Here is a 25,463-nt window from a genome sequence, read left to right on the forward strand (position 1 = left end):
TTAGACGATGTCTCGTTTTTTCATCGACAGGCCGATCTTCGCCTGGGTGATCGCTATCGTCATCATGCTGGCGGGCACACTTTCGATCTTCACGCTGTCGATTTCGCAATATCCGCAGATCGCCCCGACGACAGTCAGCATCAGCGCCACCTATTCCGGGGCTGACGCCGCAACCGTCGAAAACTCGGTGACCAAGGTCATCGAGCAGGGCATGACCGGCATCGACAATCTCGACTACATGACATCGACCTCGACCTCGACGGGTCAGGCCTCGATCTCGTTGACCTTCACCAACAAGGCCGATCCTGACGTCGCGCAGATGCAGGTGCAGAACAAGCTGCAGCTCGTCACCGCCCAGCTGCCGCAGACCGTTCAAAATACCGGCATCACCGTTTCGAAATCGACCTCGAACTTTCTGATGGTCGTCGGCTTCGTGTCGACGGATGGCAAGCTCAACTCGAACGATCTTGCCGATTACGTCTCCAGCACCCTGAACGACACGCTGAAGCGCATCGAAGGCGTCGGCAATACGCAGATCTTCGGTGCCGGCTATGCCATGCGCATCTGGGTGGATCCGGACAAGCTTGCCAAATATCAGCTGATGGTGAGCGACGTAACGAGCGCAATCCAGGCCCAGAACTCTCAGGTCTCGGCTGGCCAGCTGGGTGCCTTGCCGCAGCGCAAGGGCCAGCAGCTCAATGCGACGGTCACCGCAAAGAGCCGCCTGCAGACGCCGCAGCAGTTCGAAAACATCATCCTGAAAAGCCAGTCCGACGGCTCGCTGGTGCGCATCAACGATGTCGCCACCGTGGAACTCGGAGCAGACAGCTATACGACGTCGACCACCTATAACGGTCATCCCTCCGCCGGCCTCGCGGTGATGCTCGCCTCCGGCGCCAACGCCATCAATACGGCCGAAGCGGTGCGGACAGCCATCGGCAATATGAGCGAGACCCTGCCGCCGAACGTGGAGATCGTCTATCCCTACGATACGACGCCCTTCGTGAAGCTTTCTATCGAGGACGTGGTCAAGACGCTGTTCGAAGCCATCGTGCTCGTCTTCATCGTCATGTTCGTCTTCCTGCAGAACCTGCGCGCCACGCTGATCCCGACGCTCGCCGTCCCGGTCGTCCTGCTCGGCACCTTCGGCGTGCTGGCGATGTTCGGCTATTCCATCAACACATTGACCATGTTCGGCATGGTGCTGGCGATCGGCCTTCTGGTCGACGACGCCATCGTCGTCGTCGAAAATGTCGAGCGCGTGATGGAGGAAGAGGGGTTGTCGCCGCGCGAGGCGACGATCAAGTCGATGCAGGAAATCACCGGCGCGCTGATCGGCATCGCCACGGTCTTGTCGGCCGTGTTCATCCCGATGGCCTTCTTCTCCGGTTCGGTCGGCATCATCTACCGGCAGTTCTCGGTGACGATCGTCTCGGCGATGGTGCTATCAGTCATCGTCGCGCTTATCCTCACGCCGGCCTTGTGCGCCACCATTCTCAGGCAGCCCAAACATGGTGCGAAGGAAAAGGGCGTGTTCGGCTGGTTCAACCGCAATTTCGAGCGGGGAACGAGAGGATATCAGCGCGGCGTGCACGGCATGATCCGGCTGAGCATCGTCTTCCTGCTGGTGTTCGTCTTGATCGGCGGCGCAGTGGCCGTCCTGTTCAACCGCCTGCCGAGCTCCTTCCTTCCGGAGGAAGACCAGGGCATTTTGCTGACGGCGATCCAGCTGCCTCCAGGCGCCACGGATTCCCGTACCTGGGCGGTGCTCGACCAGGTGAGAGATTACTATCTCAACAACGAGAAGGACTATGTCGAGGGCGCATTCGCGGTCGCCGGATTCGGATTCAGCGGCCAGGGCCAGAATGTCGGCCTCGTCTTCGTCAGGTTGAAGGATTTCGATCAGCGCAAGACACCGCAGTCGAAGGCACAAGCCATCGCCGGTCGCGCCATGGGAGCCTTTTCCAAGATCAAGGACGGTAGCGTCTTCGCGCTGGCACCGCCGGCAATCCCCGGCTTCGGCAGCTCGAGCGGCTTCGATTTCTTCATCAAGGATATCAATGGCGCTGGCCATGATGCGCTCATAGCAGCCCGCAATCAGCTGCTTGGGGCAGCCGCACAGAACCATAAGCTGCTCGGAACGCGCCCGAACGGCCAGGAAGACACGCCGCAATATTCCGTGAATATCGATCAGGAAAAGGCGAGCGCACTGAACATCGGCCTTTCGGATATCGACACGACGCTATCGACGGCCTGGGGCGGCACCTACGTCAACGACTTCATCGACCGCGGCCGCGTCAAGAAGGTGTATGTCCAGGCCGACAAGGATTTCCGCATGCAGCCCGAAGACCTGGGCCGCTGGTATGTGCGCAATTCCGGCGGCGACATGGTGCCATTCTCCGCTTTCTCGAGCGGCGAATGGACCTATGGTTCACCGCGTCTGGAGCGCTATAATGGCTCGTCCGCAGTCGAAATCCTCGGCTCCGCGGCGCCTGGCGTCTCCTCGGGCGACGCCATGAACGAGATCGACAAGATCATGGCAAGCCTGCCGCCGGGCTTCAGCCACGAATGGACCAGCCTGTCTGCCCAGGAAAAGCTTTCGGGTAACCAGGCAAGCCAGCTCTACGCGATTTCGATCCTGGTCGTTTTCCTGGCGCTCGCCGCCCTTTATGAGAGCTGGTCGATCCCGCTTGCCGTCATGCTGTCCGTCCCGATCGGCATCTTCGGCGCACTGCTGGCCGCAACCATCTTCGGTCAGTCGAACGACGTCTACTTCAAGGTGGGCCTGCTGACAACAATCGGTCTGGCGGCAAAGAACGCCATCCTGATCGTCGAATTCGCCATCGAGCAGCAGAACCAGGGCAAAAGCCTGATCGACGCAACGCTGGAAGCATCCCGCCAGCGCTTGCGACCGATCCTGATGACCTCGCTTGCCTTCATCCTCGGCGTGCTGCCGCTGGCGGTCGCCAACGGGGCCGGTTCCGGCAGCCAGAATTCGATCGGTATCGGCGTCATGGGCGGCATGATCTCGGCAACCGTACTCGGCATCTTCTTCATCCCGCTGCTCTTCGTCTCCGTCCGCCGTGTCTTCAAGGGCAATGTTCGGTCGACGGCAGCTCCGGAGGCCACCAACCCTGACGTGGCGCATTAAGGCCTCTCCACTCGCTCTCTCTCGAAAGAGAGCGAGTGGAGATCTCGATCAGGCACCGGATGTGTCGTCTTGAATTACCAAATTTGTCATCAATGATTAATGTGCAATCATTGATGACAGGGTATTTCTATGGCCAGTATGACGATCCGCAACATCGACGATCATTTAAAGACCCGGCTCCGCATTCGCGCCGCCGCACACGGGCGATCGATGGAGGATGAGGCGCGAGACATTCTGCGGGCGGCCTTGTTGACGGAAGAAAAGCGTCAGCCCAATTTGGCTGAAACAATCCGTCGTCGCATGGCTGCTAGAGCGTCGGACATTCAGACTGAATCATTGGGGATTCCAGTCGATTTCATTTCGTGATTCACTTCGTTCGGAGGTGATTTGCGATGACCAAAGCCTATTCACTTGATCTGCGGGAGCGCATTGTCCGCTTTGTTGAGGGTGGCCAATCACGACATGCGGCGGCTGGGCATTTTGGCGTTTCGGTTTCCTTCGCCGTAAAGCTGATGTCGGCCTATCGTCAGTCCGGTAGCCTGTCACCGAAGCCCGGAGGCGGCTGGCGCTACTCCAAGCTCGATCCGCATCGGGAGTTCCTGATGGGCCGGGTGGCTGAGAAAGACGACATCACCATGCCGGAACTGGCAGCCGAACTGGCCGGCCAGGGCACGACCGTCGCCCCCTCATCGATCTCGCGCTGGCTGATCCGCAATGGCTATCGCTTCAAAAACGTATGGCTCGCCCGTCTGCAAGTGGTCTGAAAGCGCCTGATCAATCTGCACCAACGTATCCGGTCTCAAGGCACGCCTTGGCCAAGATGGAGCTCCGCACGCCCTGATCCTCATAAACGCTTCGGCGAGATCCGCCATCTTTTTGATCGGGTTTTCAAGGCGTCGTCTAACTGTCAGGCCATCTTCCTCATTCCGCCCGCAGATACTCGCGAGGCAGCAGCGCCTCGATTACAAGGCGGCGGCTGTGTGTTCGAACGTCACACGTTTCTGCAAGACCGCCCAAATGATCCGGGCCATCTTTGCCGCCAATGCGACGACAACGACATTCGGATGGGCGCGCGCGATCAGTCGGCGCAACCACGATCCCGTTGCAGTCTGGGTTCGCGCCAAGTGCGGCATAGCAGCTCTAGCACCATGAATCAGCATTCGGCGAAGGTAACCATTTCCACGTTTGGTGATGCCCAAGAGCTTGGGTCTGCCTCCGGTCGTCATCTGTCGCGGTACCAGTCCCAACCAGGCCGCAAGATCTCGGCCGCGAGCAAAGGCTTGTGCCTGGTCGATCGCAGCAACAAAGGCGGTTGCGTTCAATGATCCTATGCCGGGGATCGATTCCAGTCTCTGACACGAGGCATCATCGCGGGAAAAGGCAGTGAACTCATCATCAAATGATGAGATGCGCTCGGAGAGATCGCGAAGATCCTGCCACATCTCTTTGAGCAAACGGCGGATCCGATCGGTCAACAAATCGCCGCTGCTTTCGATCACCTGCGGCAGGACGCTCTCAAGCTTCTTGCGCCCCTGAGGAACAGTGATGCCGCGTTCTAGAAGAATTGCACGCAGTTGATTGATGAGGGCGGTCCGCTCACCGACCAAACGATCTCTGGCGCGATGAAGGCTCTGCAGGTCGAGTTGTTCCTCGGTCTTGAGTTCGACGAACCGCATTGTTGGTCGGGTCGCCGCTTCAGCAATTGCCTCAGCGTCATGGTCGTCATTCTTCTGCGCCTTCACGTAGGGGCGCACGTATTCCGGCGACATGAGACGAACGACATGACCTTGCTTTCGCAGCACGCGGCCGAGATGATGAGCGCCGCAGCACGCTTCCATCGCGACGATACACCCGGGAAACTTTGCGGCCAGTTTCACAATGCTGTCACGGTGAAGTCGCCGGCGCAGAAGGACCTGACCGGCCGCATCAATCCCCGCCACGCTGCAGCTATTCTTACCGAGGTCGATTCCCAATAATGCGATCTGCATGACCCGTCCCTTTCTCGATTGATCCTGCGCCATTGTGCAGGAGGCTGGGTGGGCGAGCCATTCCATAAACGCTGCTGGCCAGCGAGCAAGATCGGCCGGACATCACAAAGGCGCGCGAGGAATGGACAACAAAGCGCCAACCGAAGATGCGCCTTGAGCCGCATCGGCTGGTATTCCTCGACGAAACCGGCACGACGACAAAAATGATCCGCCTGCGCGGCCGATGCCCGAAGGGCCAGCGTCTGCGCGCCAAGGCGCCGTTCGGGCATTGGAAGACGCAGACCTTCATCGCTGGCCTCAGATGCTTCGGGCTCACCGCGCCCTTCGTCGTCGACCGGCCGATGAACCGGCGCATCTTCGAGGCCTATGTCGAAACCCAACTGGCCCCGACCCTGTCTGCAGGCGATGTCGTCATTCTCGACAATCTGGCCGCCCACAAGAGCCCAAAGGCCGAAGCCGCCATCAGGGCGCGCGGGGCCTGGATGCTGTTCCTGCCGCCCTACAGTCCCGATCTCAACCCGATCGAGATGGCCTTCTCGAAATTGAAGGCACATCTCCGAGCCCGAGCCATTCGCACCATCGACGGACTCTGGCAGGCAATCGGCAATATCTGCGAGCTCTACTCATCAACCGAATGCCAGAATTACTTCAAAGCCGCAGGGTACACCTGAATGCACGATGCTCTAGTGGTGGGGTCCTGCTGGATATGGCTCCCCATGAACCGATCCGCCTGGTCGATCTCGATCCATGATCATTCTCGACACAAATGTCATTTCTGACCTATTGGCACCCATCGCCATCGCCAATGGTTGAAGCGTGGCTGGCCGCTCAGCCTTCTCTTTCCATCTTTACGACGGCAACGACGCAGGCGGAAATCCTTTACGGACTCCGGCTGCTGCCTATGGGCCGACACCGAAGCGAATTGGAAGCTGCTATTCTCCCCATATTCGAAGAGGATTTCGCCGGAAGAGCTTTACCCTTCGATAGCGAAGCCGCAGGAGCTTATTCCTTCATTGCAACATCGCGGCGTCGGGCCGGCAAGCCGATCAGCCAATTCGATGCTCAGATCGCCGCAATTGTAACGTCGCGAGGAGCAACCCTTGCCACCCGCAATGTGTCCGATTTCCTGGACACCGGAATAACTGTCGTCAATCCGTGGGACTATAAGGGCTGATCCGGTCCGTCCATACATCGCTAGAGCCGGATGATTTTAGGTCGAGCCGACCTAAAATCTGAATCTGCTCTGAAATCAACGAAATAGAGCGTTATGCCGTTCGAAATCGCCTCACACTTTTCAGCATCACGCTCTAACCGCTCAAGTTGATTGCGGCGATATTGGCGGTGCCGAAGCTTGCGCCTTCGGCGACCATTTCGCATGCAGCTTGGCAAGCATCAGGTAGATGATCGGCGTGGTATAGAGCGTCAGCACCTGCGACACGACGAGGCCGCCGACGATGGTGATCCCGAGCGGGCGTCGCAGCTCCGAACCGGGGCCGGTGGCGATGATCAGCGGGATGGCGCCCATCAATGCTGCCAGCGTCGTCATCAGGATCGGCCGGAAACGCTTCAGGCACGCCTGATAGATGGCCTCTTCCGAAGACAGGCCGAGTATGCGCTCGCCCTGCAGCGCGAAGTCCACCATCATGATGCCGTTCTTCTTGACGATGCCGATCAGCAGGATGATGCCGATGAAGGCGATGATCGTCAGCTCGGTACCGCTGATCGCAAGCGCCATCAGCGCGCCGAGGCCGGCGGACGGCAGCGTCGAGATGATCGTCAGCGGATGCGCCAGGCTCTCATAGAGGATGCCGAGGACGATATAGACCGTCAGCAGTGCCGCCAGCAGCAAGAGCGGCTGGCTGCCGGAAGATTGGGTGACGCTCGCCGAATCGCCGGCGAAATCAGCATGCAGCGTGTCGGGCAGGTGCATGTCCAGCACCGCCTTCTGGATGGCATCGTTGGCGACCTGCAGCGGCGTGTTGAGCGCCAGATTGTAGGAGATGGTGACGGAGGGATATTGACCCTGGTGATTGACCACCAGTGGCGCCAGCGTGCGGTCGATCGACGCCACTGCGCTCAACGGCACTTGCGTACCGCCGGAGGCGGGCACATAGAGCTTCGAAATGTCATGCGGATCGAGCGCATAGTTCGGGTCCGCCTCCAGCACGACGCGATACTGGTTGCGCTGCGTGTAGATCGTCGAGATCTGCCGCTGCGCGAAGGCATTGTTGAGCGCGGAATCGATAGACTGGATGTTGACGCCGAGCTGGGAGGCAAGACTGCGGTCGATATTGACGGTCGCCTGCAGGCCGTTGGGCTGCCTGTCGGTCGCGACATCGGTCAATCCCGGCAGGGCCTGCATCCGCTCCAGCACCTTGGGCGCCCATTCCACCAGCTCATCGTAATTCGCACCCCAGAGCGTGAACTGATACTGCGATTGCGACTGGCGCGCGCCGGCGCGGATATCGCCCGGCGAAAACAGGAAGGTGCTGAGGCCGGGAACGGCCATCAGCTGCTTGCGCAGCCTGTCTATGACCTCGGCTGTTGGCGCACGCTCCGATTCCGGCTTCAGCGAGATGAAAAGCTGGCCACGATTGATGGAGCTGGAAAAGCCGCCACCGCCGACGGAAGAGCCAATACCGGAAACGGCGGGATCCTTCGAAGCGATATCCGCCGCCTGTTGCTGCAGCTTGACCATGGCGGGATAGGAAATATCGGTCGCAGCCTGCGTTCCGCCCTGGATGAAACCGGTATCGTCCTGCGGAATGAAGCCCTTCGGAACCTTGACGTAGAGATAGCCCGACATGACCACGCAAGCGATGATGACGACCACGGAAAGGAAACGGTGGTGCAGCACCGCCCGTAGCGTCCGGCCATAAAAGCCGGTAATCGCACCCAGTGTGCCCTCGACGATGCGGCCGAACAGGCCAGGCCGGGCATCGATATCGTGCTGGCGCAGGCGATGGCCGCAGATCATCGGCGTCAGCGTCAGGGACACGAGCGTCGAAACGACGATGGTAAAGCCGAGCGTCAGCGAGAAGGTCTGGAAGAAGCGACCGACGATGCCGCCCATGAAGAATAGTGGAATGAAGGCGGCAAGCAGCGACAGGCTGATGGAAATGACGGTAAAGCCGATCTGCTTGGCGCCTTCGAGCGCTGCCCGCATCGGCTTCATGCCCGTTTCCAGATTGGCATAGATATTCTCGATCATGACGATGGCATCATCGACGACGAAGCCGACGGATACGGCAAGCGCCATCAGCGAGAGATTGTCGATCGACAGCCCGAAGAGCCACATCGCGGCAAAAGTGCCGGCGAGCGATAGCGGCACAGTGACGCCGGCAGCGACTGTGGGGGTAGTGCGCCGCAGGAACACGAAGACGACGGCCATGACCAGACAAATGGTGGCAAGCAGCGTCCACTGCATGTCGTTGACGCTGGCATGGATCGTCGTCGTGCGATCGGAAAGGATCGAGATATTCACACCGGCGGGAATGAGCCGCTGCAGTTCGGGGATCAGCTGCTTGACGCCATCGACGGTGGCGATGACGTTCGCATCCGCCTGCTTGGTGATGTTGAGCAGCACGGCTGGCTTGCCGTCATACCAGGCATCCGAGCGGCTGTTGCGCACCCCAGGCTCGACAGTGGCGATGTCGGAGAGGCGAACGGCGGTGCCATCCCCGCTCTGTACGATGATCCGTCCGTAGGCTTCCGGCGTCTTCAACTGGCTGTTGACGGCAACGGAGAAAGCGCCGCCGGCACCGTCGATCGAACCGAAAGGCCCGAGCACGTTGGCGTTGACGATCGCCGTGCGAACGGCATCGAGCGACAGGCCCATCGCCGAAAGCCGGTCCGGATCCAGCCGGACGCGGATGGCGGGTTGATCGGCGCCGCTCACGGTCACCCCGCCGACGCCATCGACCTGCGAGATGCGCTGCACCACAACTGTATCCGCCGCATCATAAATAGCGCTCGGAGAGACATTGTCTGAGGTCAGCGCCAGGATGAGAACCGGGGCCGCCGCCGGATTGATCTTGCGGAAGGACGGGAGAGTGGGCAGATCGCCGGGCAGGTCCGTCGCAGCCGCGTTCAACGCCGCCTGCACATCCTGCGCCGCACCATCCACGCTACGCGAGAGATCGAACTGGACGATGATCGTACTCGAGCCGAGCGAGCTGACGGACGTCAATTGCGTAACGCCGGCAATGGTCCCGAGATGACGCTCCAGTGGGGCGGCCACGCTCGCCGCCATACTGGCCGGATCGGCCCCTGGGCGGCTTGAGGAAACGACGATTGTCGGCAGATCGACGGTCGGCAGGCTCGCGACTGGCAGGAAGCGATAGGCAACGATGCCGAGGATCATCAGCCCGATCGCCAGAAGCGTCGTCCCGACAGGGCGTTTGATAAACGGCTCGGAGATGTTCATCTCTCGCCACCCGCCAATTCGTTCATCTCGGCGCTCGGCATGCCACTAGTGCGGCCGACGATCTTGGCGCGCAGGCGCTCGAAGGCGAGATAGATCACCGGCGTCGTATAGAGCGTCAGGAGTTGTGACAACACGAGACCGCCGATGATGGTGATGCCAAGCGGAATACGCAGCTCGGCGCCCGTGCCCTGCGCCAGTGCCAGCGGCAGCGCGCCGAAGAGTGCTGCGAGCGTGGTCATCATGATCGGCCGGAAACGCAGGATCGAGGCTTTCAGAATGGCCTCGCGCGGCTCCAGGCCTTCCTTGCGCTCCGCCTCCAACGCGAAGTCGATCATCATGATCGCATTCTTCTTGACGATACCCATCAGGAGCACGATGCCGATGAGCGCGATAATCGACAGATCCTGCCCGAACAGCATCAGCGCCAGCAGCGCGCCGACACCGGCCGAAGGCAGTGTCGACAGGATCGTCACCGGATGCACGGCACTCTCATAGAGCAGGCCGAGCACGATATAGATCGTCACGACTGCCGCCAGGATCAGCCAGGGTTCACCCGCGAGCGAGGATGCAAACTCTTCGGCATCGCCGGAATATTTGCGCTGGATATTATCGGGCATGCCGATATCCAGCTCCGCCGCCTTGATCTCGGCGACGGCATCGCTGAGCGACGCCCCCTTGGCGAGATCGAAGCTGAGCGTCACGGCCGGGAACTGCTCATCATGGCTGATGACCAGCGGCGCGGTCGTGAAACTCGCCGTCGTGAAGGCGTTGAGCGGCACCTGCGTGTCGCTGGCGCCGGCGACATAGAGTTTGTCGAGAGATTTCGGATCCGACTGATATAGCGGTGCCGCCTCCAGGATGACGCGATACTGGTTGGCCTGGCCGTAGATCGTCGCGATCTGCCGCTGGCCGAAGGCATCATTCAAAGTATCGCTGACAGCCTGCATCGATACACCGAGCCGCGAAGCAGTCTCGCGATTGACATCGACGAAGATACGCCCGCCGCCCATCTCCACTTCGGAGGCGACATCCGTCAGCTTCGGGCTTTCCTGCAGCCGCTGGACAAGCTTCTGCGCCCAGTCGACCACCGTATTCGTGTCCGTGCCCGTAAGGGTATATTGGTAGGGCGCACGGCTGGCCCTGGTGCTGATCGAGATGTCGCGCACGCTCTGGAAGGTGACGTGGATGCCGGGCAAGCCCGTCACCTCGCCGCGCATCCTCTCGATGATCTTATCGGCGGACGCGTTACGCTCACTCCGCGGCTTCAGCACGAGACTGAGATTGCCGGTGTTGAGCGTCAGATTGCTCGCGCTGGCGCCTATGACGGCAACGACGCCGGCAACATCCGGATCCTTGCGCAGCCGGTCGGTCACATCAGCCTGGATCTGCTTCATGATTTCGAAGGAGGTCGTCGGCTCGGCTTCGATGACGGCGGTGATGAGGCCCGTGTCCTGCGCCGGCAGAAAGCCCTTGGGGATGACGACATAAAGCGCGATCGTCGCAGCCAGCGTCACCACCGTCATCAGCAGCATGAGAGGGCTGCGATCCACGGCCCAGACAAGGCTGCGCCGATAGCCTTCAACCATCCAGTCGGTGAAACGGTCGGCACCGGCCAGAAAGCCGCCCTGATGCTCTTTCGGCTTGCGCAAGATACGCGCGCACATCATCGGCGTGAGCGTCAGCGAGACCACGGCCGACACGACGACGGCAATGGTGAGCGTCAGTGCGAATTCGCGGAACATGCGGCCGACAATGCCAGTCATGAACAGCAGTGGAATGAAGACCGCAACCAGCGAGACGGTCAGCGAAATGATCGTGAAGCCGATTTCGCCGGCACCCTTCAGCGCCGCCTGCATCGGATTTTCGCCCTCTTCGATATGGCGCGCGATGTTCTCGATCATCACGATGGCGTCGTCGACGACGAAGCCGGTGCCGATCGTCAGTGCCATCAGCGAGAGATTGTCGAGACTGAAGCCGGCGAACCACATGACGCCGAAAGTGGCAATCAGCGACAGCGGCAGCGCGACGCCGGCAATGAAGGTCGCCGTCATCGTCCGCAGGAAGAGCAGGACGACGAGGATGACAAGACCGATGCTGATAACCAGCGTCCATTGCACATCATGGATCGAAGCGCGGATGGTCTCGGTGCGATCATTGACGATATCAAGGGAGACGCCGGCCGGCATCGCCTGCTTCAGCTTTGGGATCTGCTTCAGCACATTCTCGACCGTCTGGATGACGTTGGCGCCCGGCTGACGCATGATATCGAGAATGACGGCGGGCTGGCCCTGATACCAGGCGCCGACGCGGTTGTTTTCCAGTCCTTCGACGACGGTTGCGACGTCCTTCAATTGCACCGGCGCGCTGTTGCGGTAGGCAACGATGACCGATTTATAGACGTTCGGATCGACGATCTGGTCGTTGGCGGCAAGCGTGAAGCTTTGCTGCGTGCCGTCGAGCGAACCCTTCGCACCGGCAACGCTGGCATTGGTGATCGCCGTACGGATGTCCTCCAGGGCAAGTCCATAGGAGGCAAGACGCGGCAGATCCGCCTGGATGCGGATGGCAGGCTTGACGCCACCCTGGATATTGACGTCGCCGACCCCCGACACTTCGCTCAGGCGCTGCGCCATCATGGTATCGGCAAAATCGCTGAGCTCGCGGATCGAATAGCTGTTGGAGCGCAGAGCCAGCGTCACGATCGGCGTATCGGCGGGGTTCACCTTCGAATAGGTCGGCGGATAGGGAAGCGTGCGCGGCAAGGTCGATCCGGCGGCATTGATGGCCGCCTGAACATCCTGCGCCGCGCCATCGATATCGCGGCCGAGATCGAACTGGAGCGTGATCTGGCTGATGCCAAAGGCGCTCGACGAGGTCATCGAAGCTAGCGACGGGATTTGGCCGAGCGGCCGCTCCAGCGGCGCCGTCACAAGCGCCGCCATCGTATCGGGATCGGCACCCGGAAGCTGCGTCGTCACTTGGATCGTCGGAAAATCCACCTGCGGCAACGGCGCGACCGGCAGGAAGAGAAAACCGAGAATGCCGCCCAAGAGCACCGCCACCCCGAGGAGCGAGGTGGCGATCGGTCGGGAGATGAAGAGCGACGAGACGTTCATTGTTGCTGCGTCGGCGTAGCCGAGGAATTGTTGGAGGCCGAGCCGCCGCCCGTATCCGCACCCTGTTCGCCAGCGGCGGCTGACTGACCATCCTGGCCGCGATGGCCATTATGACCGCCGGCACCGCCCTGCCCTTGGCCGCCTTGACCACCCTGGCCGTTGTGGCGGCGATGCGGACGTTCGCTCGCATTTGCGGTGCCTGAAGCAGCATTCTGTTGGTCGTTCTCTGCAACAGGCTGCCCGTTATTGTCGGTTGACGGAACAGCCGGCGACGCCTGATCCGGATTGGCCGAAATCTGCACCTTCGACCCATTCTGAAGCCGCGCGAAACCGGTCGTCACCACCTTGTCACCGGGCGTCACGCCATCGGCGATGACCGCAAGCGTATCGTCCTGCTGGCGCACCTTCACCGGCTTCATCGCAACAGTCTGGTCCTGGCCGATGATATAGACGAAGGTTCCGTTCGGGCCACGCTGCACGGCGCCGCTCGGAATGACGGTAACGCCCTTCAGCGTCTCCACAAGCAGGCGGGCATTGACGAAGGCACCGGGCCACAACGCCAGCTTGTCGTTGGGGAAATTCGCCTTCAGCTTGACCGTGCCGGTGGTGGGATCGACCTGATTGTCGACCACTCCAAGCGAACCATTGTCGACTACCGTCTCGCCATCGTTGCCCAAAGCCTGAACGGAAAGCGTTCCGGCCGCACTGGCCGCATTGACGCGGGCAAGCTGTTGCTGCGGAATGGAAAACAGCACGGAGATCGGCTTGATCTGCGAGAGCGTTACGATGCCGGTCGCATCGGACGAGCTGACGAGATTGCCGACATCGACGTTGCGGATGCCGGTGCGCCCATCGAAGGCTGCCCTGATCGTCGTATAATCGAGCGTTGCTTGCGCACTCTCGATAGCAGCCACATCCGCCTGGACCTGTGCGGTATATTGGGCCACCAGCGAAGTCTGCGTATCGACCTGTTGCTGCGTACCGGATGCGCTCTTCACCATCATCTGGTAGCGGGCTAGATCGCGCTGGGCACCCGCGAGCAAAGCTTCGTCCTGCGCCTTCTTGGCGATTGCCTGATCGAGCTGTGCCCTATAGACGGAATCGTCGATGCGGGCGATGACGTCGCCCTTCTTGATGTCCTGGCCCTCGACGAAATTGATTTCGACAATTCGTCCGCTGACCTGCGGGCGCACTGTCACTGTATTCAGCGCCTTCACCGACCCAACGCCGTTGATGTAGACGGGGACATCGGCGGTCGTCGCATCGGCAGCAAGTACGGGAACCGGTCCGCCGAACTGCGACATGCCGCGCCGTCTGCCGCTGCCGCCGCCCTGCCCCTGGCCGCCGCGGCGCTCACCTTGGGCTTGCTCGCCTGGCGCAGCCGCGCTCTGATAGCCGAGCAGCTTCTCTGCCGGCCCAAGCCAACGATCGCGGATCGCATAGGCGCCGTACCCAACCACGCCAATCACAGCCAACCACACGACGACCCGAAACGTCCGAGCCATTCACGCACCTTCCTTCAAAGCTCGGGGTGATCGACGATCCCCCGATATTCATGGCGCGACCTTAGCTTGCATCGCGCCGCTTAGGAATTTGGTATGGCCATTAAATTTTGTCCATTTTAGCGCCACTTAGCGTAACAAACTGTAACATTGGACGAAAAACTAGGGTTGTGGTTGCAAGGTGGATGCGTCTACCCGCACAAGCCGCTGCAGCGCCTCAAAGCACGCCCCAGCCACGGTAGCGACCACGGCCTGTCATCTCGCGCAGGCCGAGTTCGGCCACCAGATTGAGCGCACCTCTGGAGGTGACGCCGACATGACGCGCGATCATCTTCGCCGAAACGATGGGCCGCGACAGCACGATATCGATGACTTCGGGCAAGCTGCTGTTGGACCGCCGATCCTTGAGCCGGAGCTCCATCTGCAGCCGGGCAAGCGAAAGGCGATCGAGCTCCTTCAGACCTGAATCGGCCGAAAGTGCCATGGCTTCGAGAAAGGCTGTCAGCCGCGTGGTGCGATCTGGCGCACGCCGGCGGTCGTGACGGACGGCTTTCAGGCCGACATTCAGGCAAAAGAGATGGGATGTGACCTTGCCCCGGCTGCGCAGATAGGCGCTGACCAGCAAGCCGCCGAGCCAATGCTGCCGCCGCAGTGGCTCTATTCGCTCCCAGGCATCGAAAAGCACCGCCGCGCCGAGAGCGGGCGGCAGCAGATCCGCCTCGCGAATGACAGCGCGCCAGCTCTCCAGCCGCTCATCCTCATCCCAATCCTCATCACGGATGAGTGCAAGGGGATCGTCAACGTCAACGGTCGGCTGCCGAGCTTCCGGAACGCCGCCATTCAGGATCTTGTCGGATCGGGCGAGGATCGCGTCGATCTCGGCGAAATCAACGCCGAAATCGTCTTCCCCATCCACCGGCTCGTCCGGCTCCATGGCCGGGGCAGGCGTCGAACGCGGCGCAATGATGTCTTCGGTTTCGCCGACGTCACCGCGCAGGACGGCAAGACCCGCCGCCTCCAGGCCCCAGGAAGGATCGGCGGTCCAAAGGCGGCGCCTGCTACGCAGCACCGCATGGGCGATGGTCAACTCGTGCGTCGGTGTGCGCGTATCCATGCGCGCATCATGCAGGACGAGATCCTCCACATGCACGAGTTCGCCGCCGACCCAGAGCGCACCAGCGGCATCGAAAAAGTGCCCCCGCTCGCGAAAACCATCCGCCACCGCATGCCTCAAGACACGCTCATCCAGCCGCGCCAACATATCCTCCGCCTTGACGATGGCAGGCAGAAGCGTGGCAAGTTGCAGCGTGGTCAGATCATATCGCATTGGAATCACATCATTGCATCGATCTAACGGAACTTATCATCGCCGTCCGCGGCGAGATAGGAAGGCAACCCTGTGAACTGTGGATGGCAATCACTATTTTCCGTCTTGACCTTCCAGCGATGGGAAGGTTCATAAGGCTTTCCGACGCCCTTTCGGGCAAAGGAGTAAGACATGGCACAGCACAACGAGCACGATCACGGCCATCATGGCCACGGTCATCACCATCATCATGATGCCGACATTCAGGATGTGGTGATCCGCGATCCCGTCTGCGGCATGACCGTCGATCCCGATGCTGGCAAGCCATCGCTGGATTATCGCGGCCGTACTTTCCACTTCTGCAGTGACGGCTGCCGTACAAAGTTCCAGGCTGCACCGGAAAACTACCTCACGGCGAAAGACCCGGTCTGCGGCATGCCGGTGGACCGTGCCACCGCCCGCCACTTCCTAAAGCACGAGGGCGAAAAATTCTATTTCTGCTCGGCCAGTTGCAAGGCAAAGTTCGAGGCAAATCCAGCCTCCTATCTCGACGGTAACAAACCGGCGCCAAAGCCGGTGCCGAAGGGCACGCTCTATACCTGCCCGATGCACCCCGAGGTCATCAGCGACCATCCCGGCGACTGCCCGAAATGCGGCATGGCGCTGGAGCCGATGGGTGTTCCCGCCGCCGATCACGGCCCGAACCCGGAGCTTGCCGATTTCACTCGCCGGTTCTGGATCAGCGCCGCCCTATCACTGCCGCTGCTTGTTATCAGCATGGGTCCGATGATCGGCTTGCCCATTCGCGACTGGATCGGCGAACCTCTTGCCACATGGGTCGAACTTCTGCTCGCGACGCCGGTCGTGCTTTGGGCGGCGCTGCCCTTCTTCCGCCGCGCCTGGAATTCGCTCGTCAATCGCAGCCCCAATATGTGGACGCTGATCGGTCTCGGCGTCGGCACCGCCTATCTCTATAGCGTCATCGCCACGCTCGCCCCCGGCCTGTTTCCCATGAGCTTCCGAGGCCATGGTGAGAGCGTCCCCGTCTATTTCGAGGCGGCTTCCGTCATCGTCGCATTGGTCTTCGTCGGCCAGGTACTCGAGCTGAAGGCCCGCGAACGCACCGGCTCGGCCATTCGCGCGCTTCTCGATCTCGCCCCGAAAACAGCACGGCGCATCGGCGCCGATGGCAGCGAAACCGATGTGCCTGTCGACGAAATCCAGGCCGGCGACCGGCTACGCGTGCGCCCCGGCGAGCGCGTCCCTGTGGATGGCTCCGTCATCGAAGGGCAATCAACTGTCGACGAATCGATGATTACGGGCGAACCTCTGCCAGTCGAAAAGGCCACGGGCGACGCCGTGACCGGCGGCACCATCAACAGGAACGGCGGACTCATCATGCAAGCCGAAAAGGTCGGCGCCGAGACCACCCTCTCGCGCATCGTCGAGCTTGTCGCCAAGGCGCAGCGCTCGCGCGCGCCGATCCAGACGATGGTCGATCGCGTCTCCGCCGTTTTCGTGCCGGCTGTGGTCGCGGCCGCCATTATCGCCTTCGCCGTCTGGGCCTTTGTCGGGCCGGAGCCGAGGCTGGCGCATGCGCTGCTTGCCGCCGTCGCCGTGCTGATCATCGCCTGCCCCTGTGCGCTGGGGCTGGCAACGCCTATGTCGATCATGATCGCCACGGGCCGAGGCGCACATGAGGGCGTACTCGTGCGCGATGCCGAGGCGCTGGAACGCTTCGCCAAGGTGGACACGCTGATCGTCGACAAGACAGGCACGCTGACCGAGGGCAAGCCGAATCTGACCGACATCGTCCCCGCGACAGGCACAGACGAGGCCCGCCTGCTCTCGCTTGCTGCCAGCCTGGAGCGCGGCTCAGAACACCCGCTTGCCGAAGCGATCGTCGCCGGCGCCGAGGAGCGCAAGGCGCGATTCGTCGAGATCTCCGGCTTTGCGGCGGTGACAGGCAAAGGCGTCGAGGGCCACACCGGCGAAGCCGCGATCGCCCTCGGCAACGCGGCGATGATGTCCGATCTTGGCGTCTCGATCGAGGCCTTGAAGGCCGAGACGGAGCGCTTGCGCGGCGAAGGCAAGACCGTCATGTTCGTCGCCATCGACAGGAAGTTTGCCGGCCTCGTCGCCGTCGCCGACCGGATCAAGCCGACCACGGCCGCCGCCATCAAGGCGCTGCATGAGAGCGGCCTGACCATCGTCATGGCAACCGGCGACAACGGCAAGACCGCCGCTGCCGTCGCGAAGCAGCTCGGCATCGACGAAGTACGCGCCGACATGCTGCCGGAAGGCAAGAAGGCACTGATCGACGAACTACGCGCCAAAGGCCGCATCGTTGCCATGGCCGGCGACGGCGTCAACGACGCTCCCGCGCTTGCATCAGCCGATGTTGGCATCGCCATGGGCACGGGCGCCGACGTCGCCATGGAAAGCGCCGGCATCACGCTGGTGAAGGGCGATCTCAACGGCATCGTGCGGGCGCGCCACCTCTCGGAAGCGACCATCCGCAACATCAAGCAGAACCTTGCCTTCGCCTTTGGCTACAATGCGCTCGGCGTGCCGCTCGCAGCCGGCGTGCTCTATCCGGTCTTCGGCCTGCTTCTGTCGCCGATGATCGCTGCAGCGGCGATGAGCCTGTCCTCGGTCTCGGTGATCGCCAACGCACTCCGGCTGCGGTTGGTGAAATGAGGACATCGACCGCGTTTGTTCGCCTTCTCCGCACCCACGCGGCCCCTCACTCCTGCCCTCTCCCCGCCAGCGGGGAGAGGGGGCTTTGATCTAATAGCCTACGATCTGCCTGCAAATTCGCCGTCTGGCGCGGTCGTCCCTTCTCCCCGCCAAGCGGGGAGAAGGCTAGGATGAGGGGCATACTCGCAGGCGCGGCATCGGCAGATGCACCTGACTTGCCCGAATTCGCTTACCCAACCCGCTCCACAGCAATCGCCGTTGCCTCGCCGCCGCCGATGCAAAGGGCTGCGACGCCCTTCCTTGCACCCTGACGCTCGAGCGCATGCAGCAGCGTCACGATCAGCCGCGCACCGGTCGCACCGATGGGATGGCCGAGCGCGCAGGCGCCACCGTTGACATTGAGACGATCGCGAGCAATGCCGAGCTCCTTGGCAGCTGCCATGGCGACAACGGCGAAGGCCTCGTTGATCTCGAAGAGATCGACATCGCCGATCTTCCATCCGGTCTTATCGAGCAGCTTGCGGATCGCCGGGATCGGCGCGGTGGTGTACCAGGCCGGCTCCTGGGAATGCGTCGCATGCGCCTTGATCTCGGCAAGAATGGGCAATCCCTCGCGCTCGGCAACCGAGCGGCGTGTCAGGATAAGCGCGGCCGCACCATCGGCATTGGCTGAGGCGCTGGCCGCCGTAATCGTGCCATCCTTGCGGAAGGCGGGCTTCAGTGTCGGGATTTTTTCCGGCGAGACCTTTTGCGGATGCTCGTCCTTGGCAATGGTAATGGGGCCGCCCTTCGCCATGATGGAAACCGGGGTGATTTCGGCTTCGAAGGCGCCGTTCTCCGTTGCGGCACGGGCGCGCGATAAGGTCTCGACCGCATAAGCATCCTGATCGTCGCGGCTAAACTGATAGGCCTCAACCGCCAGCTCGCCGAAATCGCCCATGGAACGGCCCTTCTCGTAGGCGTCCTCGAGCCCGTCGAGCATCATGTGATCGAAGATGCGGTCATGGCCCATGCGATAGCCGCCGCGAGCCTTGGCCAGCAGATACGGCGCATTCGACATGGATTCCATGCCGCCGGCAACGGCGATCGAGACCGAACCAGCGAGAAGTAGGTCATGCGCCAGCATGGTGGCCTTCATGCCGGAACCGCAGACCTTGTTGATCGTGGTGGCGCCGACGGCATCCGGCAGGCCGGCCCCGCGCGCAGCCTGTCGGGCCGGCGCCTGTCCCTGCCCCGCAGGCAGGACGCAGCCAAACAGAACTTCATCCACTTTCTCCGCCGAAAGACCGGCACGCCTCAGCGCCGCGCGGATGACATGCGCGCCAAGCTCGTGCGCCTGCAAGGGCGAGAGATCTCCCTGGAAACGGCCCAGCGGCGTGCGGGTAGCGGAAACGATGACGATGGGATCGGGAGCGGACATGACATCTCCTCACGGACAGCAAACCATATCTTCGGACCATTCCTATCACGTTAGATGATGATCGTCATCTAAATATCGCAGAAAGTAGGATACAGCCAACGGCGCACATGATTGCCTTCCTCGCGCAGAGAGCTTAAGGATATCCATAGAATTTAAAGGGATATTCCATGCCGCTTTACATCAAGGACGATGCCATTGATCGATTGGCGCGGCGCTATCAGGCGCTGACCAAGGCCACGACCAAGACGGAAGCCGTGCGGCTTGCCTTGCAGAAGGCGCTGGATGAGGAGCTGACCAAGCCGGCGCTTGCCGACGTCGCGGTCACTTTCTGCCGCAATCTCAAACAGAAGGCCACCGCCAAAAGCGAAAGCGCCGGCATAGCGGAAGAGATTTGATGTTTATCGACGCTTCAGTGCTGTCGGCGATGATGACCGACGAGGAGGAGGCGCGTGCCTTCGCCATCCGCATGCAGCCGGCAACAGCGCGAATGACTTCGCCGCTTGTCGCGGCGAATGCCGCAATCCTTGTCTCCGATACTTTGGGATTGTCGCCGACCGAGGCCGGCGAAGCTGTCCGCACGTTTCTGCAGCTTATGAACGTTCAGCTGCTTGCTGTGCCGCCCCGCGCCGCCACCTTGGCGACGGAGGCCTACGAGCGCTATGGCCAAGGCGACCATATGGCGCGCCTCAGCCTTGACGATTGCATGACCTATGCCTGCGCTCGCTATTATCGCCAGCCGCTATTGTCGAAAAGCGACCGGTTCAAGCAGACGGATATCGAGCTGGCTTAAGACCAGCTCGAGCCATCACGCCGTTACGGGCAAAGCGAAGCGGAGCCTGCACTATAGGTGCTCGAACGAGCGCCGACGGAGTTAGGGGCAGCAGCGCATTGCAGGCGGGAAATGGAGTCGCCGGCGCGGATCGGACCTGTCACCGACGGATCGGTGTTGATGGTGCCGTCCGGGAGAATTGCGTCCTTGGAATGGTCGACATTGCCAACATCGGCCTGGAACGCCTCGACATTGACGCGCTTGGGATGATGCTTGTGAGCCTGCTCCGCCATGGCGGCGCTGGACATGCCGAGGACGAGAGCGGAGATGGCGAGGGTTCTGAGCAGCATGGGACTGCCTCCTGTGGGAGTTGACGCGGATTGCATATGGGAACTGGCAGCCCACATTACAGCGGCTTGCCTGTCAATATCGTTAAGAATTTGAAGGTTTTGATCAGGTCTTCACTTTATGGCGGGATACCTCTGCACCGGCATCGTGCGGCAGGCTGATAAAACGCAATGCGGAGATGCCACCGATAAGGCCAACGATGAGGAAAGCCCAGCGAAAATCGACAAGCGAAAGCGTTTCCCCACCATGAATCGTGCGCGAGAGATTGAGAACCGCAGCAGCGACGGCAACGCCAAGCAGCAGTGAAACCTGCTGCAGCATGCTCGACAATGTGGAGGCGGAGCTGCGCTGCGCGGCATGGATATCGGCAAACCCCAGCGTATTCAGCGCCGTGAAATTCATCGACCGCGAAAGCCCGGCGATGAATAGCAGACAATATATCAATAACTCCGGCGTCGACGGAGACAGAAACGCGCATCCGGCAATGCTGGCCGACGAGATCAGACCGTTGACCACGAGCACGTTGCGGAAGCCGAAGATTCTCAACATCTGCGTGGTGATCGCCTTCATGCCGAGATTGCCGGCGAAATAGAAGAGCAGATAGGTGCCGGCATCGATCGCCGTGCGCCCGAAGCCGACCTGGAAGAGCAGCGGGATCAGGAACGGCGTGGCGTTGATCGCCACACGGCTCGCCGTGCCGGCCGAAAGCGTCGACATGGCGAAGGTCTGCACCTTGAAGGCGGAGAGATCGAGCAAGGGCGCATCAACCGTCATAAAATGCCGGGTGGCGATGATGGAAAACACCACGCCTGCAGCGATCAACCCTATGCTGGGCGCCAGCCCCGTCGTGCCCTGCACCACGAATTCAAGGCCGGCAAGCAAGAATGTCAGCCCTGCCGCCGATTGCAGGAAGCCGACGAAATCGAGGCGGGCGACCTTTTCCTCCCGCTGATCCGGCACGAAGCGCAGGACGAGACCCAGACCGATAATGCCGATGGGGATATTGATCAGGAAGTTCCAATGCCAGCTGAGATAGGTGGTGATGAAGCTGCCGAGGACGGGGCCGATGACAGGCGCCGTCAGCGCCGGCCAGGTGATCATCGACATCGCATGCACCAGATCGGACTTGCGCGCGTTTTTCAGCACGATGATGCGGCCGACCGGCGTCATCAGCGCGCTGCCGACACCCTGCACGGCGCGGGCAATGATGAACTCGGTCAAATTCCCCGAAAGACCGCAGAACAGCGATGCCACGGTGAAGATGGTGATTGACGCCAGGAACACCCGCCGTGCACCATAGCGATCGCCGGCCCAGCCGGCCAGCGGCACGAAGGCGGCCATGGTGAGAAGATAGACCGTGATGCCGATGCTCATCGACACCGGCTCGACTCCAAAAGTTGTCGCCATCTGCGGCAGCGAGGTGGTGACAATGGTGCCGTCCAGGATCTGCATGAAGAAGGAGACGGCGACGACGAAGGCGATGATGCGGGACTGCCGGCCGAAACTTGCTTCGGAAGGCTCTTCTATGGTCCTGGCAACGGTCATGAGATGAAATTTCGGATATTGGCGTTCAAGGAAGCCGAGTACTCCCGGCAACAATCATACGATCATTGAATACGCCCATCATGGCGGCTTGCAAAGCCACAAACCCAGACGTCGCCATCAAAAATTGCCACGGTGACATAAGAACCGCGATTCGGGAGGGCCAGTGCAGGGTACTCACCCGCAAAGCGCCGAGAGCGTCAATCGTCCGAGTAACGCTGCTCCCGCCAGGGATCGCCATACATGTGATAGCCGTTCTTCTCCCAGAAGCCGGCCCTGTCGGCACCGATGAGCTCGATGCGGTTCAGCCACTTGGCGCTCTTCCAGAAGTAAAGATGCGGCACGACGAGACGCATCGGGCCGCCATGCTCGCCGGTCAGCGGCTGGCCCTCCCAGGCGGTGGCCAGAATCGCATCCTCAGCCGCGAAATCCGCAAGCGGCAGATTAGTAGTATAGCCGTCATAGCTCGTCAGCAGCACATGCTGCGCCTCCGCCGTCGGCATGGCGAGATCGAGGAGATCGCGTGTAGAAACCCCTTCCCAGCGATTGTCGTAGCGTGACCAGGTCGTCACGCAGTGGATATCGCTGACACGGGTGCTTTGCTCTATCGCCTGGAAAGCGGCCCAATCGAGGCTGAGTCGATTTTCCACGAAGCCGATTACATCGAGCCGCCAACTCGACAGAGAAATTTGCGGCTGCACGCCGAGATCCAGCACCGGCCAGTTCTTCACGAGATGCTGCCCCGGCGGCAGCCGCTCCGTCTCCGGCCGGCTGATACGCCCCGTCAGAAACTTGCCCTCCGCCGCCCAGCGGCGCTTGGAAGTCGTAAGCTTGCTATCGGCGGGGATCTGATCGTCGCTCATGCAGCTATCCTCTTTCTACTAGATAGAAATAGGATGACCGAGCTGGACAGGTGTCAAGTCAAGGAACGGCAGATAGCTGACTATATTGCCGCGATGGCGATATGGAACAGCTGCGCCTTACCCGAGATCGAGTGCCCCCCGGCGCTGTCGTTGGAAATCAAAAGGCAATCGCCAGCATCAAGCGCCATGCCATCGATTTCGGCATTGCCGCGATGGCAAAGAACCAGATTGGTCCCGGTCTCGAAAGCGACCTCCCTATGTTCATCTATAGCAACCCGCCGCACGGAATGCGTAAAACGGCCCCGCCGCGTCATCACATTGAGATCGGTAATCGTGCCGTCGATCAGCGTCGCCGAAGTCGGCGCATCGGCAGCAAAGGGCAGCGGCTCGCTCGCCTGCGTCAGACGCTCGGGCGCGCGCCCCTCAATGAAGAGTGTCATGCCCTCACCCTCGAGAATGGATAGTGTGCGATCAATGCCGGGAAAGACCGAGAACGGCCCATCTGTGGCAACAGTCGCCATGCTGACGCGCCAGTCGAAGTCGGCAAGCCCGGCGCCGTCGGGCGAAACGGCGATCTCCACCGTTTCGCCGCCGCCGTTTTTCCAGGGCATGCGCTTGTGGTCACTGGCGCGCAGCAGCTTCATCTTAGTTCCCCAGGATGGCCGGCAGGCGCAGGCCCTGCTTCTTGGCCCAGTCGAGCGCGATGTCGTAACCGGCATCGGCGTGGCGCATGACGCCGGTCGCCGGGTCGTTCCAGAGAACGCGCTCCAGGCGCTTGGCCGCATCATCCGTGCCGTCGGCGCAGATGACCATGCCGGAGTGCTGGGAAAAGCCCATGCCGACGCCGCCGCCATGATGCAGCGATACCCAGGTGGCGCCGGACGCGGTGTTGAGCAGGGCGTTCAGGAGCGGCCAGTCGGAAACGGCATCCGAGCCGTCCTTCATGGCTTCCGTTTCGCGGTTCGGCGAGGCGACCGAGCCGGAGTCGAGATGGTCGCGGCCGATGACGACGGGCGCCTTCAGCTCGCCGTTCCTGACCATTTCGTTGAAGGCAAGTCCGAGGCGGTGGCGATCGCCGAGACCGACCCAGCAAATGCGCGCCGGCAGACCCTGGAAGGAAATGCGCTCGCGCGCCATGTCGAGCCAATTGTGCAGATGTTTGTTGTCGGGCAGCAGCTCCTTCACCTTGGCATCAGTCTTGTAGATATCTTCCGGATCACCCGAAAGGGCAGCCCAGCGGAAGGGGCCGATGCCGCGGCAGAAAAGCGGGCGGATATAGGCCGGCACGAAGCCCGGGAAAGCGAAGGCGTTTTCGAAACCCTCTTCCTTGGCGACCTGGCGGATGTTGTTGCCGTAGTCGAGCGTCGGCACGCCGGCATCCCAGAAGGCGACCATGGCTTCGACATGCACCTTCATAGAGGCACGGGCGGCAGCTTCGACGGCCTTCGGATCGCTCTCGCGCTTGGCCCTGTGTTCGGCGACCGTCCAGCCGATCGGCAGATAGCCGTTCAGCGGGTCGTGAGCGGAGGTCTGGTCGGTGACGATATCCGGGCGCGGGCCACCGGCCTTCATGCGCTTCACCAACTCAGGGAAGATCTCGGCGGCATTGCCGAGCAGGCCGACGGACTTGGCTTCACCAGCCTTCGTCCACTTGTCGATCAAAGCAAGCGCTTCGTCGAGCGTCTTTGCCTTCTCGTCGACATAACGGGTGCGCAGGCGGAAATCGATGCGGGTTTCGTCTGATTCGACGGCAAGGCAGCAGGCGCCGGCCATGACGGCCGCCAGCGGCTGTGCCCCGCCCATGCCGCCGAGACCACCCGTCAGGATCCACTTGCCCTTGAGATTGCCGTTATAGTGCTGGCGACCGGCTTCGACGAAGGTTTCGTAAGTGCCCTGCACGATGCCCTGCGTGCCGATATAGATCCACGAGCCGGCCGTCATCTGGCCATACATGGCAAGGCCCTTCTTATCCAGCTCGTTGAAGTGATCCCAGGTCGCCCAATGCGGCACGAGGTTGGAGTTGGCGATCAGCACGCGCGGCGCATCCTTGTGGGTGCGGAACACGGCAACCGGCTTGCCGGACTGCACCAGCAGCGTCTCGTCTTCGTTGAGCGTCTTCAGCGTCGCGGCGATACGGTCGAAGTCGTCCCAGGTGCGGGCGGCGCGGCCGATGCCGCCGTAGACGACCAGCTCGTTCGGGTTTTCCGCAACGTCCGGATCGAGATTGTTCATCAGCATGCGCAGCGGCGCTTCGGTCAGCCAGCTCTTGGCGTTGAGCTCCGGACCACGAGGCGCGCGGATTTCGCGGATATTATGGCGTGGGTTGGTCATG

General features: G+C 61.4%; 17 protein-coding genes and 2 pseudogenes. 8 read left to right on the top strand and 11 right to left on the bottom strand.

The window, feature by feature from the left end; all coding sequences use genetic code 11:
* The first annotated feature begins 7 nt into the window (after positions 1 to 7).
* The 3 genes from JJQ51_RS08935 (at position 8) to JJQ51_RS08945 (ending at position 3,915) form a co-directional block, all read left to right on the top strand.
* Complete coding sequence (locus tag JJQ51_RS08935; protein ID WP_145635868.1) at positions 8 to 3,151, top strand: efflux RND transporter permease subunit; 3,144 nt, start codon at positions 8 to 10, stop codon at positions 3,149 to 3,151.
* A 129-nt stretch (positions 3,152 to 3,280) separates the two neighbouring features.
* Complete coding sequence (locus JJQ51_RS08940; protein ID WP_269244596.1) at positions 3,281 to 3,517, top strand: FitA-like ribbon-helix-helix domain-containing protein; 237 nt, start codon at positions 3,281 to 3,283, stop codon at positions 3,515 to 3,517.
* A gap of 26 nt (positions 3,518 to 3,543) precedes the next feature.
* Positions 3,544 to 3,915: a helix-turn-helix domain-containing protein gene (locus JJQ51_RS08945; RefSeq protein ID WP_269244597.1), complete on the top strand. Its 372-nt coding sequence runs from the start codon at positions 3,544 to 3,546 to the stop codon at positions 3,913 to 3,915.
* A gap of 198 nt (positions 3,916 to 4,113) precedes the next feature.
* Here the strand turns inward: JJQ51_RS08945 and JJQ51_RS08950 are convergent, their stop codons facing one another.
* Positions 4,114 to 5,139, bottom strand: a complete 1,026-nt coding sequence (locus JJQ51_RS08950) for an IS110 family transposase (RefSeq protein WP_269244598.1) — start codon at positions 5,137 to 5,139, stop codon at positions 4,114 to 4,116.
* Positions 5,140 to 5,207: 68 nt separating this feature from the next.
* Here JJQ51_RS08950 and JJQ51_RS08955 point away from each other — a divergent pair.
* Together JJQ51_RS08955 and JJQ51_RS08960 are read left to right on the top strand one after the other, a co-directional pair.
* A pseudogene (locus JJQ51_RS08955) lies at positions 5,208 to 5,810 on the top strand (IS630 family transposase); the annotation flags it as partial.
* A 76-nt stretch (positions 5,811 to 5,886) separates the two neighbouring features.
* Positions 5,887 to 6,313: pseudogene (locus JJQ51_RS08960) on the top strand (type II toxin-antitoxin system VapC family toxin).
* 141 nt (positions 6,314 to 6,454) lie between these two features.
* Here the strand turns inward: JJQ51_RS08960 and JJQ51_RS08965 are convergent.
* The 4 genes from JJQ51_RS08965 to JJQ51_RS08980 form a co-directional block, all read right to left on the bottom strand.
* Positions 6,455 to 9,565 (bottom strand): efflux RND transporter permease subunit, encoded by a 3,111-nt coding sequence (locus JJQ51_RS08965; RefSeq protein WP_113353744.1) that lies wholly within the window; start codon positions 9,563 to 9,565, stop codon positions 6,455 to 6,457.
* Positions 9,562 to 12,681: an efflux RND transporter permease subunit gene (locus tag JJQ51_RS08970; RefSeq protein WP_269244599.1), complete on the bottom strand. Its 3,120-nt coding sequence runs from the start codon at positions 12,679 to 12,681 to the stop codon at positions 9,562 to 9,564. The genes JJQ51_RS08965 and JJQ51_RS08970 overlap by 4 nt, the downstream gene beginning before the upstream one ends.
* A complete protein-coding gene (locus JJQ51_RS08975) occupies positions 12,678 to 14,186 on the bottom strand; it encodes an efflux RND transporter periplasmic adaptor subunit (RefSeq protein ID WP_183809623.1) in 1,509 nt (502 codons plus the stop codon). The genes JJQ51_RS08970 and JJQ51_RS08975 overlap by 4 nt, the downstream gene beginning before the upstream one ends.
* A gap of 214 nt (positions 14,187 to 14,400) precedes the next feature.
* The gene (locus JJQ51_RS08980) at positions 14,401 to 15,510 is read right to left on the bottom strand and encodes an RHE_PE00001 family protein (protein WP_113353747.1); all 1,110 of its coding nucleotides are present in this window, start codon (positions 15,508 to 15,510) and stop codon (positions 14,401 to 14,403) included.
* A 171-nt stretch (positions 15,511 to 15,681) separates the two neighbouring features.
* Here JJQ51_RS08980 and JJQ51_RS08985 point away from each other — a divergent pair, with 171 nt between their 5' ends.
* Positions 15,682 to 18,189, top strand: a complete 2,508-nt coding sequence (locus JJQ51_RS08985) for a heavy metal translocating P-type ATPase (protein ID WP_269244600.1) — start codon at positions 15,682 to 15,684, stop codon at positions 18,187 to 18,189.
* 229 nt (positions 18,190 to 18,418) lie between these two features.
* Here the strand turns inward: JJQ51_RS08985 and JJQ51_RS08990 are convergent, their stop codons facing one another.
* The gene (locus JJQ51_RS08990) at positions 18,419 to 19,609 is read right to left on the bottom strand and encodes an acetyl-CoA C-acyltransferase (RefSeq protein WP_269244601.1); all 1,191 of its coding nucleotides are present in this window, start codon (positions 19,607 to 19,609) and stop codon (positions 18,419 to 18,421) included.
* Positions 19,610 to 19,776: 167 nt separating this feature from the next.
* On the opposite strand from JJQ51_RS08990, the gene JJQ51_RS08995 reads away from it, so the two are divergent.
* Entirely contained in the window at positions 19,777 to 20,004 is a 228-nt protein-coding gene (locus JJQ51_RS08995) for a type II toxin-antitoxin system VapB family antitoxin (protein WP_113353750.1), read from the top strand.
* Positions 20,004 to 20,399: a type II toxin-antitoxin system VapC family toxin gene (locus JJQ51_RS09000; RefSeq protein WP_113353751.1), complete on the top strand. Its 396-nt coding sequence runs from the start codon at positions 20,004 to 20,006 to the stop codon at positions 20,397 to 20,399. Before JJQ51_RS08995 ends, JJQ51_RS09000 begins: the two co-directional genes overlap by 1 nt.
* 23 nt (positions 20,400 to 20,422) lie before the next feature.
* Here JJQ51_RS09000 and JJQ51_RS09005 read toward each other — a convergent pair whose 3' ends face one another.
* From JJQ51_RS09005 to hutU, 5 genes are all read right to left on the bottom strand, one after another.
* Positions 20,423 to 20,728: a hypothetical protein gene (locus JJQ51_RS09005; protein ID WP_112341489.1), complete on the bottom strand. Its 306-nt coding sequence runs from the start codon at positions 20,726 to 20,728 to the stop codon at positions 20,423 to 20,425.
* 103 nt (positions 20,729 to 20,831) lie between these two features.
* Positions 20,832 to 22,271: an MFS transporter gene (locus JJQ51_RS09010; protein ID WP_113353752.1), complete on the bottom strand. Its 1,440-nt coding sequence runs from the start codon at positions 22,269 to 22,271 to the stop codon at positions 20,832 to 20,834.
* A 197-nt stretch (positions 22,272 to 22,468) separates the two neighbouring features.
* Positions 22,469 to 23,131, bottom strand: a complete 663-nt coding sequence (locus JJQ51_RS09015; protein ID WP_113353753.1) for a sulfite oxidase-like oxidoreductase — start codon at positions 23,129 to 23,131, stop codon at positions 22,469 to 22,471.
* 80 nt (positions 23,132 to 23,211) lie between these two features.
* Positions 23,212 to 23,775 carry a HutD/Ves family protein gene (locus tag JJQ51_RS09020; protein ID WP_113331568.1) on the bottom strand — a complete coding sequence of 188 codons (564 nt, stop codon included), beginning with the start codon at positions 23,773 to 23,775 and terminating at the stop codon, positions 23,212 to 23,214.
* A 1-nt stretch (position 23,776) separates the two neighbouring features.
* Positions 23,777 to 25,462 (bottom strand): urocanate hydratase, encoded by a 1,686-nt coding sequence (gene hutU / locus JJQ51_RS09025; protein WP_113331567.1) that lies wholly within the window; start codon positions 25,460 to 25,462, stop codon positions 23,777 to 23,779.
* Between the last annotated feature and the right edge of the window lies 1 nt (position 25,463).

This window comes from Rhizobium sp. AG207R (assembly GCF_027109195.1).
Classification (GTDB): Bacteria; Pseudomonadota; Alphaproteobacteria; order Rhizobiales; family Rhizobiaceae; genus Rhizobium; species Rhizobium dioscoreae.

Coding starts and splice junctions, on each gene's coding strand:
- JJQ51_RS08980 (WP_113353747.1), bottom strand. CDS start 15,510: ATGCGATATGATCTGACCACGCTGCAACTTGCCACGCTTCTGCCTGCC.
- hutU (WP_113331567.1), bottom strand. CDS start 25,462: ATGACCAACCCACGCCATAATATCCGCGAAATCCGCGCGCCTCGTGGT.
- JJQ51_RS08965 (WP_113353744.1), bottom strand. CDS start 9,565: ATGAACATCTCCGAGCCGTTTATCAAACGCCCTGTCGGGACGACGCTT.
- JJQ51_RS09005 (WP_112341489.1), bottom strand. CDS start 20,728: ATGCTGCTCAGAACCCTCGCCATCTCCGCTCTCGTCCTCGGCATGTCC.
- JJQ51_RS08990 (WP_269244601.1), bottom strand. CDS start 19,609: ATGTCCGCTCCCGATCCCATCGTCATCGTTTCCGCTACCCGCACGCCG.
- JJQ51_RS08940 (WP_269244596.1), top strand. CDS start 3,281: ATGGCCAGTATGACGATCCGCAACATCGACGATCATTTAAAGACCCGG.
- JJQ51_RS08985 (WP_269244600.1), top strand. CDS start 15,682: ATGGCACAGCACAACGAGCACGATCACGGCCATCATGGCCACGGTCAT.
- JJQ51_RS09020 (WP_113331568.1), bottom strand. CDS start 23,775: ATGAAGCTGCTGCGCGCCAGTGACCACAAGCGCATGCCCTGGAAAAAC.
- JJQ51_RS08935 (WP_145635868.1), top strand. CDS start 8: ATGTCTCGTTTTTTCATCGACAGGCCGATCTTCGCCTGGGTGATCGCT.
- JJQ51_RS08995 (WP_113353750.1), top strand. CDS start 19,777: ATGCCGCTTTACATCAAGGACGATGCCATTGATCGATTGGCGCGGCGC.
- JJQ51_RS08975 (WP_183809623.1), bottom strand. CDS start 14,186: ATGGCTCGGACGTTTCGGGTCGTCGTGTGGTTGGCTGTGATTGGCGTG.
- JJQ51_RS09015 (WP_113353753.1), bottom strand. CDS start 23,131: ATGAGCGACGATCAGATCCCCGCCGATAGCAAGCTTACGACTTCCAAG.
- JJQ51_RS09000 (WP_113353751.1), top strand. CDS start 20,004: ATGTTTATCGACGCTTCAGTGCTGTCGGCGATGATGACCGACGAGGAG.
- JJQ51_RS09010 (WP_113353752.1), bottom strand. CDS start 22,271: ATGACCGTTGCCAGGACCATAGAAGAGCCTTCCGAAGCAAGTTTCGGC.
- JJQ51_RS08970 (WP_269244599.1), bottom strand. CDS start 12,681: ATGAACGTCTCGTCGCTCTTCATCTCCCGACCGATCGCCACCTCGCTC.
- JJQ51_RS08945 (WP_269244597.1), top strand. CDS start 3,544: ATGACCAAAGCCTATTCACTTGATCTGCGGGAGCGCATTGTCCGCTTT.
- JJQ51_RS08950 (WP_269244598.1), bottom strand. CDS start 5,139: ATGCAGATCGCATTATTGGGAATCGACCTCGGTAAGAATAGCTGCAGC.